The following is an 11,800-nucleotide window of genomic DNA, read 5'->3' as shown; positions in this document are numbered from 1 at the left end:
GGCCGGCGTCAGCCGACGTCGATGCCGCCCGTCCGGGTGCGCTTGAGCTCGAAGAAGTCGGCGTGGCCCGCGAGCGTCCGGAAGCTGTCGAAGAGCCGGGCCGCCTCCTCGCCGCGCGGGATCGCCCGCAGCACCGGCCCGAACCACACCGTCCCGTCGACGTGGATCGTCGGCGTGCCGACATAGCCGCCCGCCTCCGGGTCCTGCCCGGCCTCGTGGCTGCGCCGTACGGCCTCGTCGTACGCCTCGTCGTGCGCGGCCTCCGCGAGGTGCGCGGGCAGGCCGAGTTCGGCGAGGGCCTCGGCGACGACCTGGTCGAAGTCCTCGTTCTTCTGCTGGTGGATGCGGCTGCCGAGAGCGGTGTAGAGGTCGCGCAGGATCTCCTCGCCCCGCTCCTCGGCCGCGGCGGCGGCGACCCGGACGGGGCCGATCGACCGGTCGACCAGGTCGCGGTACCAGTCCGGGAGTTCGTTGCCGATGTTGTGCAGGTAGAGGCTCATGACGTGGAAGCGGAGCTCGATGTCGCGGCGCTGCTCCACCTCCAGCATCCAGCGGGAGGTGATCCAGGCGAACGGGCAGGCCGGGTCGAAGTAGAAGTCGACGACGGGCCTGCCCGGTTCCGGGGCGGGGTGAGTGGTCATGGGGCGAGCCTAGCCAGTCGGTGGCACAGTCCCCCGGGCCATTCGGCACCCGTCCGCCTGGGCCATTCTCAGCCCGCGCTCCACTGCGGGTCGCGTCCGCTCAGCGCCAGGGCGCGGGTGAACCCGGTGGCGCCGGGGGCGTCCACCTCCTCGGTGAACCCCTCGTACTGGCGGTAGAGGGCGGCGGTCTTCTCGACGGTGGCCAGGACGTACGCGGCGGCCTCCGCGGAGATCCGGAACTCCTGGCCGGTGGCGCGGGCCACGTCCCAGCCGTGCAGCGCGATCTCCTCGATGAGCATCGCGGCGGTGTCGGCGGCCGGGGAGGCGGATTCGCCCTCGCCGATCGTGCCCTCCCAGACGGCGGGGTCGGACCAGGCGGCGACGGCCCGGTCGAGCCGGTCGGCGTACCGCTCGGCCCAGTCGGTGTCGGCGGTGAAGTCCCGGGCGATCAGCTCCTCGGGGAGCTCGGTGCGCCGGGCGCGGTGCTCCATGCCGTGCGAGGTGTAGAGGACCCAGTGGTTGACGAGGGTGCGCAGGTCCCAGTCCGCGCAGGGGGTGGTGGTGGCGTCCAGCTGTGCGGCGGTGACGCCCCGGGCCACGCGGGCGGCCTCGGCGGCGCATTCGGTCATGTGGGCGTGCTCGTTCTTCATGGGCCCCAAGCTAGGCGGGCGGGCGGGGCCGGTCTTGAAGAAAGGCGACAGGTGCCGGGCACGGAGGGTGTACGGGCCACGGATAGGCTTTCCGGTGCGCGGACGAGCGCTCGCGCCCGTACGAAGGAGCAGCCGCACGTGACCACCACCGCACCCCTCTCCCCGTCCGTCGTCACGGTTCCGGTCCCGGTCATCCGGGCCGACGGGGTCTCGCTCGTACGCGACGGAAACGTCCTCCTCGACGCGGTCTCGCTCACCGTGCGCGGCGGAGAGCACTGGGCGCTGCTCGGGGCGAACGGGGCGGGCAAGAGCACCCTGCTCGGGCTGCTCGGGGCGGTGACGCATCCGACGCGGGGCTCGGTCGAGGTGCTGGGCCGCACGCTGGGGCGGGTGGATCTGCGGGAGCTGCGGACGCTGCTCGGGCATGTCAATCCGCGCCATCCGCTGCGTTCCCCGCTGACAGTGAACGAGGTGGTGCTGACCGGTCTGACGAACTCGGTCGAGCCGGTGCCGCGCTGGTCGCCGGGTCCGGGGCAGCGGGAGCGGGCGGAGCGGCTGCTGACGATGCTCGGGATGGGCGGCAAGACGGAGTCGCGCTGGCCGGCCCTGTCGCAGGGCGAGCGCGGCCGTACGCTGATCGCCCGCGCCCTGATGCCGCAGCCCCGGCTGCTGCTCCTGGACGAGCCGGCGACCGGTCTCGACCTGGCTGCCCGGGAACAGCTGCTGGACAGCCTGGACGCGTTGCGCGAGGAGCACCCGGAGCTGGCGACCGTGCTGGTCACCCATCATCTGGAGGAGCTGCCCGCCTCCACCACGCACGCGATGCTGCTGCGCGGCGGGCGGTGCCTGGCCTCGGGCGGGGCGGACGAGGTGCTGACGACGGACCTGGTCAGCGAGTGCTTCGGCCACCCGGTGCGGATCAGCCGGACGGACGGCCGGTGGGCGGCCCGGGCGCGGCGGACGGCCCGGAACTGACCTCGGAGGGCGCGGCGTCGAGGGGCGTGGCGTCGAACGGTGTCGCCTGGTGGTAGTAGAGGAGCCAGCCGGCCCGGGTGCGCCGCCACAGCGAACTGCGGTGGGCGCGCCTGTTCCTGGCCTCGGTGTCGAAGGTGAGGTGGACGAGTTCGTCGGCGAGGTGGGTGCCGTTCATCCGGGAGGCGGTGAGCCGCCCCGGCGCCGGGGCCAGGCCCGAGACGAGCAGGTCGATGATCGTGTCCCGGTCCCAGTGGCGGCCTGTGCTGTCCACCTCGCGGTAGTCGGGGTGCAGCACCTGGTCGAGGAGATCGGCGGAGGCCCGGACCTGGGGGTCCAGGAGCCGGAGCTCGCCCTCGATGGCCGCGGCCACACCCGGTGCCGGTCCGGTCATGCCCGCCTCCCGCCCGCATCGGTCGTCATGCGGCAAGCGTAGGACGGCGGACGCGGACCGGGCGGCCGCCGCGCCCCGTGGGGGAGAGCGCGGTGACCGCCCGGCGGGGTGGCGGGGTTGTTACTCGACGATCTTCAGCAGCTTGTTCGCCGTGCCGTCGGTGGCGTTGCTGATGGCGTCCGGGGTGGCCCCGTCGGTCAGGGCCGTGCCGACCTCGGCCGGGGTGGCGTCCGGGTGCCCGGCCAGGTAGACGGCGGCGGCGCCGACGACGTGGGGGGTCGCCATCGACGTACCGGAGATGGTGTTGGAGCCGGTGTCGCTGTCGTTCCAGGACGAGGTGATGTCGGAGCCCGGGGCGTAGATGTCCACGACCGAGCCGTAGTTGGAGAACGACGACTGCTCGTCGTCCACGGTGGACGAGGCGACGGTGATGGCCTCGGGGACGCGGGACGGGGAGCCCTCGCCTGCGTCGCTCGACTCGTTGCCGGCGGCGACCGCGAAGGTGACGCCGGAGGCGATGGCCTTCTGGACGGCCGCGTCGAGCGCTTCGTCCGCGCCGCCGCCCAGGCTCATGTTGGCGACGGACGGGCCCTCGTGGTGCTCGGTGACCCAGTCGATGCCGGCGACGACCTGCTCGGTGGTGCCGGAGCCGGAGTCGTCCAGGACGCGGACGGCGACGATCTTCGCCTTCTTGGCGACGCCGTAGGTCGCCCCGGCTATGGTGCCGGCGACGTGGGTGCCGTGGCCGTTGCCGTCGTCGGCGCTGTCGTCGTTGTCGACGGCGTCGAAGCCGGAGCTGGCGCGGCCCTCGAACTCCTCGTGGGTGGTGCGGACCCCGGTGTCGATGACGTACGCGGTGACGCCTTCGCCCGCGCTGTCCGGGTAGGTGTAGGCGTTGTCGCCCGCGGTCTCCGTCTGGTCGATGCGGTCCAGGCCCCAGGACGGCGGGTTGTCCTGGGTGGCGTCGATGTGGAACTTCTTGTTCTGGACGACCTTCGAGACGGCCGGGTCGGCGGCGAGCCGCTTGGCCTCGGTCTCCGAAAGGCCGCTGGCGGAGAAGCCGTTGATGGCGGAGCTGTAGTTGCGCTTCAGCTTTCCGCCGTACTCCTCGGCGAGTTCGGCCTTGTCCGCCTTCTGGTCCAGCATCACGATGTAGCTGCCGGCGACCGCGGTCGCCGCGTCGGCGCCGTAGACCTTGCCCATGGCCGGAGCGGGTGTCGCTCCGGCGAACGGGGTGCCCAGCAGGGTGACGCCGGCGGCGGCCGCGACCGCGGTGATGGAGGCGGTCAGCTTGAACCGGCGTGCGCGCTTGTGAATGGCCATGAAGAGGGGTCTCCTCGTCATTCTTTGTGGGGGGATTGACCTCCGGCCGGAAGATCTCCGGGGGTTGGCTCGAAACCCTGACCGATTGACGCGCGCAGATCAATACCTCCCTACAGCTCCGACGCACTCGCCAACTTTTCGTCACAGGAAGGTCGCAGGAGCCCCTCGATACGACGATCACCTTTACGTGTAAGGGGCTTCGATCCTCCTTCTCGGGGGCACGCCCCGTCCCCAGGGCGGAGAGGGGCCGCCCCCGCCTCGCCGGAGAGCATGACGAACTCGCTTTATGCCGCCCCTACCTTCGAATCGGGAGGCGACGGCGGTGGGCCGGTGCCGTTCACGAGGGGGCAGGCCCGTCATGGGGAATGCGGATACGGCACGGGCGCGGGGGCCGCGGGTGCGGGGCATCGCGGCCCGGGCGGGTGGGTGGAGCGCGCGGCACCGCTGGGCGGCGGTGACGATCTGGGTGCTGTTCGTCGTCCTGGCCATGGGGCTCGGCTCCGCGGCCGGCCGGGTCGACGTCAAGGAGAGCGACCAGATGTCCGGCGAGGTGGGCCGGGCGGTGCAGATCATCGAGGACGCCGGGCTCAAGGACCCGGCCGGCGAGACCGTGCTCGTCCAGTCGGAGGGCGAGGACGGGGCGGTGGCCGGGTCGGCTGAGTTCCGGGCGGCCGTCAAGGACGTCATCCGGGCCGTGCAGGACACCGGCGAGGTCACCGCCGTCACCTCGCCGTACACCACCAAGACCATTTCGGCCGACGGGCACAGCGCGCTCGTGCAGTTCGAGATGAGGGGCGACCCCGAGACGGCGAGCGAGCGCGTCGCACCCGTGCTGGAGGCCGTCGCGAAGGTGGACGGCGCGCACGACGGGCTGCTGATCGAGGAGATCGGCGGCGCCAGCATGGGCAAGACGTTCGACGACGCCTTCGGGAGCGACTTCCAGCGCGCCGAGCTCTCCGCGGTGCCGGTCGCGCTCGGCATCCTCCTCATCGCCTTCGGCGCGCTGGTCGCCGCGCTGCTCCCGGTCGCCCTCGCCCTCACCGCGATCATGGCGACGATGGGCCTCATGGGGGTGGTGAGCCACTTCCAGCCGATGAGCGACACTGCCAACTCGGTGATGCTGCTGGTGGGGCTGGCCGTCGGCGTCGACTACTGCCTGTTCTATCTGCGCCGGGAGCGCGAGGAGCGCGCCAAGGGCAGGGACGCCCGGACCGCGCTGATGATCGCCGCCGCGACCAGCGGACGCGCCATCGTCGTCTCCGGTGTGACGGTCTGCGTCGCGATGGCGGGCATGCTCTTCACCGGCATCGCGGAGTTCGAGGCGATGGGTCTCGCCTCGCTGATGGTCGTCGCCGTCGCCATGGTCGGCTCGGTCACCGTGCTGCCCGCGCTCCTCTCGCTGCTCGGCGAGCGGGTGGAGAAGGGCCGGGTGCCGTTCCTGAACCGTCTGAAGCGCTCGGAGCGGGGCGGTGCCGACGGCGAGAGCCGCATCTGGCGCGCGGTGCTCACCGCCGTGCTGCGCCGCCCGTGGACCGCGCTCGTGGTCGCCGCCGGGGCGCTCGCCGCGATCGCCCTGCCCGCGCTCGGCATGCACACCCAGAACCTCACGCTGGACCAGGAGTTCGGCGACTCGCTGCCGATCGTGCGCACCTACGAGCGGCTGAACGAGGCGTTCCCCGGGGGCGCCGACCCGGCGCAGGTCGTGGTGAAGGCCGAAGACATCGGAGCGGCGCCGGTACGCCAGGCGCTGGAGGAGTTCCGCAGGCAGGCCGTCGCCTCGGGGGCCTCGAAGGGCCCGGTGGACATCGTGACGCATGACGCGGAGAACGTCGCGGTCATCGACGTACCGCTGGTCGGCGGTTCGGACCAGAAGAAGGCCGAGAAGAGCCTGGACCTGCTGCGGGACACCGTGCGTCCGGCGACCCTCGGCAAGGTCGACGGGGTGGAGGCGCCGGTCACCGGGCAGGTCGCCGGGTCGAAGGACTTCAACGACCAGATCGTCGGCTCGGTCGTGCCGGTCTTCGCCTTCGTGGTCGTCTTCGCCTTCCTGCTGATGCTGCTCTGCTTCCGGTCGCTGACGGTGGCCATCACCTCGATCGTGCTCAACCTGCTCTCGGTGGGCGCCGCGTACGGCATCCTGACGGCGGTCTTCCAGCACGGCTGGGGCGCCTCGCTGGTGGGCGCGGAGGGCGTCGGCGCGATCATCTCCTGGCTGCCGCTGTTCCTCTTCGTAATCCTCTTCGGGCTCTCGATGGACTACCACGTGTTCGTGGTCTCCCGTATCCGTGAGGCCCGCATCCAGGGCCGTAACACCCGGGACGCCATCGCCCACGGTGTGGTCACCACGGCCGGGGTCGTCACCAGCGCCGCCGTGATCATGGTCGCCGTGTTCGCGATCTTCGGGACGCTGTCGATGCAGTCCATGAAGCAGATGGGGGTCGGCCTGGCGGCGGCCGTGCTGATCGACGCGACGATCATCCGCGGCGTGCTGCTCCCGGCCGTGATGGCCCTGCTGGGCGACCGCAACTGGTACTTCCCGAAGTGGCTGCGGTGGCTGCCGGACATGACGCACGACGAGTCCTACGACGACGAGCCGGTCCTGTCCGCACCGGCGCGCGGCGGCGAGGAGCCGGAGCGGGTCGGCGTCTGACCCTGCCGTACGTGTGCCCTCCGCCCGGACCACCGGGCGGAGGGCACACGCCGTTCAGCGCTGGTAGCGGGCCAGGACCCGGTTGCCGTCGGTCACCAGACGCTTCTTCAGCCCGGCCGCGTCGATCGCCCCGCTGTAGTACTCCTGGAGCGCGGGTGTCGCCACCTTGTCCTTCCACTCGGGGTAGCCGCGCACCGACTGGGCCGGGGCGGACCGCAGCGAAGCGGCGAGCGCGGCGCCGGTCGCCCAGCCCCGGTCCGCGGTGTGCAGGGAGGGATCGGCCAGCGCCTCGGTGCCGGTGGGCAGCATCCAGTCCCCCTTGGCGAGGCGCACCATGTTGGCGGGGCGCAGCAGGAAGTCGATGAACTCCACGGCCTCCTTCTTGTGCGGGCTGTCCTCGGCGACGGACAGGGTCTGCGGGCTCACTCCCTGGGCCAGTCCGCCGCGGCCCGCCGGGGCGGGGAGCACCGTCCACTCGAAGCCCTTCGGCGCCTGCTCCACGATCTGCTGGCGGTACGAGAAGCCGAGCGGCACCATCGCGTACTTGCCGCCGAAGAAGCCGGGCAGGGTGTCGCCGCCGCCCATGCCGAGCGCGGTGCGGGCGGCGCTGTGGTCGGTGTTGACCTGGTCGTGGATGGTGCCCGGGACGACCTGGTCGCCCTCCCCCATCGCGACGGTGACCCTGCCGTCGGCGCCCCGGTGGAAGAGCTCGCCGCCCGCCGAGAGGCCGAGGTTGAGGGTGACGGAGACCGGCTCCTTGAGCGGCCAGGCGACCCCGTAGCGGCCTTCGCCGGTCAGCTCCGCGGTCACCTGCCGGAACTCCGCCCAGCTCCACGGCTTCCCGGGGGTGGGGATGCGGACTCCGGACGCCTTGAGGATCTTGGCGTTGGCGATCAGGACCCGGGGCTCCTGGAGGAAGGGCACGCCGTAGACCCCGCCGTCGAAGGTGGCCGTCTCCCAGCTGTTGCGCGGGATGCCCTCCTTCAGGGCGTCCGGGAGGAGGGGGCGGAGGTCGGCGAGATAGCCCCCGTACGCGAAGTCGGCGAGGTCGTCGGAGGCGTCGTGGATGATGTCGGGCGCCTCGCCGCCCTCGAAGGAGGTGAGGAGCTGGTCGTGGACGCTGTCCCAGCTGCCCTGGACGTACTCGACCCGGATGTCGGGGTGGGCCGCGTTCCACTCCTTCACCAGCTGCTTGTTGATGTCGACGGACTCCTTCTGCCAGGCCAGCGACTGGAAGCGGAGGGTGATCTTCCCGTCCGCCTCGCCGTCACCGCCCCCACCGCAGCCGGTGAGCAGCAGGGCGAGCGCGGTGGCCGCCGCGGCTGCCGTACGTACCAGCGCGCGCATCAGTTCTTCACCGCCCCGGCCAGCATGCCGCCGGTGATCCGCCGCTGGATCACCGCGAACAGCACGAGCGAGGGGAGGGTGGCGAGGAACGCGGCGGCGGCGAGCGGTCCGAGGTCGCTGGCGCCCTCGGCGCCGAGGAAGTGGGTCAGTACGACGGGCAACGTCTGCTTCTCCGGAGTCTTGAGGAGGACGAGCGCGAAGAAGAACTCGTTCCACGCGGTGATGAACGCGAAGAGGGCCGTGGCGACGATCCCGGGGGCCAGGAGCGGGGCGGTGACCGAGACCAGCGTGCGCAGCCGCCCGGCCCCGTCGACCGCCGCCGCCTCCTCCAGCTCGCGCGGCACGGCCCGTACGTAGCCGACGAGCATCCAGAGCGCGAAGGGCAGCGCCCACACCACGTAGACCAGGATCAGGCCCCAGAGGGTGTTGATCAGGTGCAGGTTCTTCAGGACCAGGAAGAGCGGGATGATCAGCAGGACGAAGGGGAACGCCTGGCTGACCACGACCCAGCCGGTGGCGGCGGTGGCGAGGCGGGTGCGGTGGCGGGCCATCACATAGGCCATCGGCGTCGCGATCAGGACCGCGATCAGCCCGGCCGAGAGCGCGGCGATCAGCGAGTTGGCGGTGGCCCGCAGCAGCGGCTGCTCGTCGAACGCCTGCCGGAAGTTGTCCAGCGTCGGGTGCTGCGGAATCCAGGTCGGATGCAGGGAACCGAGCTCGGGAGCGGGCTTGAAGGCGGTGGAGATCAGCCACAGGAACGGGAACGCCAGGAAGACCAGGTAGCACAGCAGCGCCGCGTACTGCCCGGCGCGCACGGACCGCTTGGTACGCATGCTCATCGGTCGTCGCCTCCCCTGAGCCGCCCGGCGAGATACACGGCGAGGATCACGGAGATCACGGCGACCATCACACAGCCCATCGCGGCGGCGTAGCCGAACTGTCCGTAGCGGAACGCCTCCTCGTACGCGAAGAGCATCGGCAGCCGGGTGCGGCCGCCGGGGCCGCCGTTGGTCAGGACGTAGACCAGGGCGAACGAGTTGAAGTTCCAGATGAAGTTGAGCGCGGTGATGGAGAGGGCCACCGGCCTGATGGCGGGCCAGGTCACCGTGCGGAACCGGCGCCAGGCACCCGCCCCGTCCAGCGCGGCGGCCTCGTGGAGTTCGTGCGGGGTGTTCTGGAGCCCAGCCAGCAGGGCGACCGTGGTCTGCGGCATCCCGGACCAGACGCCGACGACGATCACGGCGGGCAGCGCGGTCGCGAGCCCGGTGAGCCAGTCCCGGCCGTCCCCGAGCCCGAGGTCGCGGATGGTCTCGTTGAGGATGCCGGCGTCCGGGTTGTAGACGAGGCGCCACATGATGCCGACGACGACCTCGGGCATCGCCCACGGGATGATCGCCAGCGCCCGGGCCAGCCAGCGCATCCGCAGGTTCTCGTTGAGCAGCAGGGCGAGGCCGAGGGCCAGTACGAACTGCGGGACGGTGACGCCGACCGCCCACACCAGGCCGATCCTGAAGGACTCCCAGAACAGCCCGTCGTGCAGCAGGTCCTGGAAGTTCAGGGTGCCGGTCCACTGCGTGGCGCGGGTGCGGCCGGACTGGGCGTCGGTGAAGGCCAGCGCGATGCCGTAGAGCAGGGGGCCGACGCTCAGGACCAGGATCGGGATGAGCGCGGGGAGCACCAGGAACCAGGTCCCGGCACCCCGGTCGAGCCGTCCGTCGGTGCGCTTGCCGGGCGGCCCGTGGCGCCCGGTCCGTACCGTTGCACTCGCCAATGTCATGCGTAGGGCCTTTCGTTTGGGTCAGGCCGGATCAGGGAGCGGGCTCTGGTGCCGTGCATCGCAAGGCGGAGGATTGAGACAGATGGGGTCTCCCCTGTTCGAGCGCAGCCGAGAACTTGGGGAAGGAGCGTTGGTGATTGACGACAACGCCGCGAGGTGCGGTGCCAGAGCCCGCGAGCCCGGCATGATCCAAACGAAAGGCCCTGGGCCCCCTTTGCGTCGTTCGATCGGCTTCTTGCCGTTCTGGCCGCTCAGGTGGCCTCCGTCATCGTGCTGACGGGCCGCCGGTTCGTCAAGGCAACCTGCACGGATGCGAAAATCGGACCATGAACGAGATGGAAGCGCGCGAGGTGCTGGCCGCCGCCGGGTTCCCCGGGGGCGCGGAACTGCTGGCGCTCGGCGAGAACGCGGTGTTCACGGCCGACGGCCTCGTGATCAAGGTCGGCCGGGACGCCGCGCGCCACCCCGAGCTGCTGGAACGCGCCGAGCGCGAGGTGGCCGTCGCCCGGTGGCTCGCGACGTCCGGCGTCCCCGCCGTGCGGGCCGCCGAGGACGGCGCCCGGCTGGTCGGGGGCCATCCGGTGACCGTGTGGCACCGGCTGCCCGAGGCGGTGCGGCCCGCCGAGCCGCGCGATCTGGCCCCGCTGCTGACCGCCGTCCACGCGCTGCCCGCGCCGGAGGACTTCGCGCTGCCGCGCCGGGAACTGCTGGGCGGCGTCGAGCGGTGGCTGCGGCTGGCGGGCGACGCGATCGATCCGGCCGACGCGGCGTTTCTGCGCGAGCGGCGCGACGGGTTCGCGGCGGCGGCCGCGGCGCTGGTCCCGCATCTGCCGCCGGGGCCGATCCACGGGGACGCGCTGGCGCGCAACGTCCATGTCGGTGCGGACGGGCCGGTCCTGGTGGACCTGGAGACCTTCTCCGCCGACCTGCGCGAACACGATCTGGTGGTCCTCGCGCTGTCCCGCGACCGGTACGGGCTGGCGGCCGAGGCGTACGACGCGTTCACCGGGGCGTACGGGTGGGACGTGCGGGAGTGGGACGGGTGCGGGGTGCTGCGGGGGGCGCGGGAGACGGCGAGCTGTGCGTGGGTGGCGCAGCACGCGCCCTCGAATGCGGCGGCTCTCGCGGAGTTCCGGCGCCGGGTGGCGTCCCTGCGGGAGGGCGACTCCTCGGTGCGGTGGTATCCGTTCTGAGCCGCGGGCAGGAGACGGCACCGGCACAAGCAAGCCCGCCCGGCGATCGAGGACCCACGCGGACGGCGTGACGCCCACCGTCAGGCGGTCGTGCGCACCGGCTCCCGCACCGGCCACTGGCCGTCCACCACCGCGTCCGGAGTGCCCTTGCGGCGGAGGAAGTTCTGGAAGTCCGCCGCCCACTCCGCGTGCCACGTGATCTGGCGGTCGTGCAGCGCGGGCGCCGGGAGTTCGGCCACGGTGCGGTGGCGGGCGGCTATCGCGTACGCCACGCGGACGGCGGCCAGGGCGTCGGCCGCCGCGTCGTGGGCCCCGCCGTGCACCACGCCGTACTCGACGCAGACCGCCTCCAGATTCCGCTTGCCCTTGCGGTAGCGGTCGACCGCCCGGTCGATGGTGTAGGGGTCGATGACGGGGCCGACGGGCGCGCCGCCCAGCCGGTCGGCGAGCGGGGGCAGTCCGTGGCGGCGCAACTCGGCGGTGAGCAGCGTCAGGTCGAACGCGGCGTTGTACGCGACGACCGGGACGCCCCGGCGCCAGTAGCCGACGAGCGTGTCGGCGATCTCGTCGGCCACCTCGCGCGCGGGGCGGCCCTCCGCCGCCGCCCGCTCGCTGCTGATGCCGTGGATCGCGGACGCCTGGGCCGGGATGCGGATGCCCGGATCGGCCAGCCAGGTGTGCCGGGCCACCGGCTCACCGTCCCGGTCGTCCACCGCGATGACCGCGGCCGTGACGATCCGGGCCTCCAGCGGGTCGGTCCCCGTCGTCTCCAGATCGAAGCCGACCAGCGTGTGCCGGTGCCAGCTCATCCCGTACCTCCTTCATGGTGCTCCCCCGGATGACGACCACCCTC

General features: G+C 72.1%; 11 protein-coding genes. 3 read left to right on the top strand and 8 right to left on the bottom strand.

Annotated features, from left to right (window positions below):
• Positions 1-8: 8 nt before the first annotated feature.
• Together ACZ6C6_RS31230 and ACZ6C6_RS31225 are read right to left on the bottom strand one after the other, a co-directional pair.
• Complete coding sequence (locus tag ACZ6C6_RS31230) at positions 9-641, bottom strand: mycothiol-dependent nitroreductase Rv2466c family protein (protein WP_469207674.1); 633 nt, start codon at positions 639-641, stop codon at positions 9-11.
• A 68-nt stretch (positions 642-709) separates the two neighbouring features.
• Entirely contained in the window at positions 710-1,291 is a 582-nt protein-coding gene (locus tag ACZ6C6_RS31225) for a TIGR03086 family metal-binding protein (RefSeq protein ID WP_469207672.1), read from the bottom strand.
• Positions 1,292-1,429: 138 nt separating this feature from the next.
• On the opposite strand from ACZ6C6_RS31225, the gene ACZ6C6_RS31220 reads away from it, so the two are divergent.
• Positions 1,430-2,266, top strand: coding sequence for an ABC transporter ATP-binding protein (locus ACZ6C6_RS31220; RefSeq protein WP_469207670.1), 837 nt, complete (start codon positions 1,430-1,432; stop codon positions 2,264-2,266).
• Here the strand turns inward: ACZ6C6_RS31220 and ACZ6C6_RS31215 are convergent.
• Positions 2,211-2,657, bottom strand: coding sequence for a nuclear transport factor 2 family protein (locus ACZ6C6_RS31215; RefSeq protein ID WP_469207668.1), 447 nt, complete (start codon positions 2,655-2,657; stop codon positions 2,211-2,213). The genes ACZ6C6_RS31220 and ACZ6C6_RS31215 overlap by 56 nt on opposite strands.
• A 120-nt stretch (positions 2,658-2,777) precedes the next feature.
• Complete coding sequence (locus tag ACZ6C6_RS31210; protein WP_469207666.1) at positions 2,778-3,980, bottom strand: S8 family peptidase; 1,203 nt, start codon at positions 3,978-3,980, stop codon at positions 2,778-2,780.
• Positions 3,981-4,338: 358 nt separating this feature from the next.
• Here ACZ6C6_RS31210 and ACZ6C6_RS31205 point away from each other — a divergent pair, with 358 nt between their 5' ends.
• Positions 4,339-6,630: an MMPL family transporter gene (locus tag ACZ6C6_RS31205; protein ID WP_469207664.1), complete on the top strand. Its 2,292-nt coding sequence runs from the start codon at positions 4,339-4,341 to the stop codon at positions 6,628-6,630.
• 54 nt (positions 6,631-6,684) lie between these two features.
• On the opposite strand, the gene ACZ6C6_RS31200 is transcribed toward ACZ6C6_RS31205, so the two are convergent.
• Genes ACZ6C6_RS31200 through ACZ6C6_RS31190 form a run of 3 tightly spaced genes read right to left on the bottom strand, consistent with a single transcriptional unit; the run spans position 6,685 to position 9,754 of the window.
• A complete protein-coding gene (locus tag ACZ6C6_RS31200; RefSeq protein WP_469207662.1) occupies positions 6,685-7,977 on the bottom strand; it encodes an ABC transporter substrate-binding protein in 1,293 nt (430 codons plus the stop codon).
• The gene (locus ACZ6C6_RS31195; protein ID WP_450826220.1) at positions 7,977-8,816 is read right to left on the bottom strand and encodes a carbohydrate ABC transporter permease; all 840 of its coding nucleotides are present in this window, start codon (positions 8,814-8,816) and stop codon (positions 7,977-7,979) included. Before ACZ6C6_RS31195 ends, ACZ6C6_RS31200 begins: the two co-directional genes overlap by 1 nt.
• Positions 8,813-9,754: a carbohydrate ABC transporter permease gene (locus tag ACZ6C6_RS31190; RefSeq protein ID WP_469207660.1), complete on the bottom strand. Its 942-nt coding sequence runs from the start codon at positions 9,752-9,754 to the stop codon at positions 8,813-8,815. The genes ACZ6C6_RS31195 and ACZ6C6_RS31190 overlap by 4 nt, the downstream gene beginning before the upstream one ends.
• A 326-nt stretch (positions 9,755-10,080) precedes the next feature.
• Here ACZ6C6_RS31190 and ACZ6C6_RS31185 point away from each other — a divergent pair, with 326 nt between their 5' ends.
• Complete coding sequence (locus tag ACZ6C6_RS31185) at positions 10,081-10,947, top strand: phosphotransferase enzyme family protein (protein WP_469207658.1); 867 nt, start codon at positions 10,081-10,083, stop codon at positions 10,945-10,947.
• An 80-nt stretch (positions 10,948-11,027) separates the two neighbouring features.
• On the opposite strand, the gene ACZ6C6_RS31180 is transcribed toward ACZ6C6_RS31185, so the two are convergent.
• Positions 11,028-11,756 carry an exonuclease domain-containing protein gene (locus tag ACZ6C6_RS31180; RefSeq protein WP_469207656.1) on the bottom strand — a complete coding sequence of 243 codons (729 nt, stop codon included), beginning with the start codon at positions 11,754-11,756 and terminating at the stop codon, positions 11,028-11,030.
• Between the last annotated feature and the right edge of the window lie 44 nt (positions 11,757-11,800).

The organism is Streptomyces sp. NPDC041814 (assembly GCF_055590565.1).
The sequence above is the reverse complement of the archived record's forward strand: the minus strand, read 5'-3'. Positions and strand labels throughout refer to the sequence as shown.